Source organism: Acidovorax sp. KPB24-07, assembly GCF_057543315.1.
The window spans coordinates 1-1,437 of sequence record NZ_BAAJYS010000629.1 but is presented as its reverse complement, the minus strand read 5'-3'; the positions used below and the strand labels follow the sequence as shown (position 1 = coordinate 1,437).

The 1,437-nt window shown below is 69.0% G+C and carries 1 protein-coding gene; it reads left to right on the top strand.

Going from position 1 to position 1,437, the window contains the following annotated elements; translation table 11 throughout:
* The first annotated feature begins 151 nt into the window (after window positions 1–151).
* A complete protein-coding gene (locus AC27IQ_RS24540) occupies window positions 152–1,384 on the top strand; it encodes a YjgN family protein (RefSeq protein ID WP_372588280.1) in 1,233 nt (410 codons plus the stop codon).
* The last annotated feature ends 53 nt before the right edge of the window (window positions 1,385–1,437 follow it).

The window sequence follows — 1,437 nt, the reverse complement described above, 5'->3', positions numbered from 1 at the left end:
GGCGCCCCGCCGCGCGTGGCGCCACCGCAAACGCTACAAAATCAGTAGCTGCCACCGCAAGTTGGTATTGCGCTACAGGCCGATGGACAGGCCACCGATGCCCCAGGGGCTGCGCTACACTCCGCGGCACCGAGGAGAGCAGCCCATGGACATGACCCCACCACCCGCAGACAGGGTGTCTTCCACCTTCACATCGCACGGCATCGAACCGCATGCCTTGGTCTTCACCGGCAGCGGGGGCGAATACTTCCGGGTGTGGATCGTGAACGTGCTGCTGGGCATCCTCACGCTCGGCCTGTACACGCCCTGGGCCCGCCGGCGCACCGCGCAGTACTTCTACGGCCACACCCTGGTGGCCGGCAGCCCCCTCGAATTCACCGCGCAGCAGCGCCGCATGGTCTTCGGCTTCGTCGTGCTGCTGGGCCTCACCGCCGCCTACCAGATCGCCGTGCGCACGGGGCAGGACGCCACCGTGGGCCTGTTCCTGATCGGCGGCGCCCTCCTCGCCCCGCTGATCTGGGGCAGCGCCATGCGCTTTCGCCTGGCCAACACGCGCTGGAAGGGGCTGCGCCTGCAGTTCAACGCCAACTGGCGCGAGGTCTACCAGGCCAGCTGGCCGGTGTTCGCCATCGCCCTGGTGGGCCTGGCGGTGTTCTTCGGTCTGCAGGCCCTGGCGCCCGAGGCGCAGTTGCCGGCCGGCGGGCGCAAGCTGCCGAAGGTGACGGGGCCCATGTGGGGCCTGCTGGCCGTGGGCCTGGTGCTCATCGTGCTGTGCTTCATCCGCCTCGAATACAACTACCGCAGCCTGCTCGTGCTGCGCTCGCAGATCGGCGCCGAGCCCGGCCGCTGGAAGCCGGAGTACGTGGACTTCGTCAAGGTCTGGGTCGCCACCGTGCTGGTGTTCCTCCTGTCGTCGGCCGTGCTGGGCGCCGTCATCGCCGCGGCGCTGAAGGGCTCGTGGGCGCTGCTGGCCAACTCCACGCAGCGCATGGGGATGTGGCTGTTCGTGTTCATCGTGCTGGGCTTCATCCTGTTCTTCGTGGTATTCCTGCTCGCATCGGCCCCCGCGCGCGCCTTCCGCGAAGCGCGCATGTTCCAGCTCATGTGGAACAACATCGGCGTGAGCCACATGGCCCGCTTCAAGTGCGACCTGCGCGCGGGCCGCTACGTGGGGCTGCGGCTCAAGAACATCCTGCTCACCGTGGTCACGCTCGGGTTCTACCGCCCGTTCGCCCGCGTGAGCGAATACCGCATGAAGCTCGAATCGGTCACCCTGCACATCAAGGGCGGCGTGGACCAGGTGGCCGGGCAGCTCGTGCGCCAGCAGCAGGGCGGCGTGGGCGATGCGCTGGCCGACGCGGCCGGCCTCGACCTGATCGGCTGACGCTTCGCCGTTGCCGCACCGCGACCGCATGGCCGACCCTTCCGCGCCCCCGG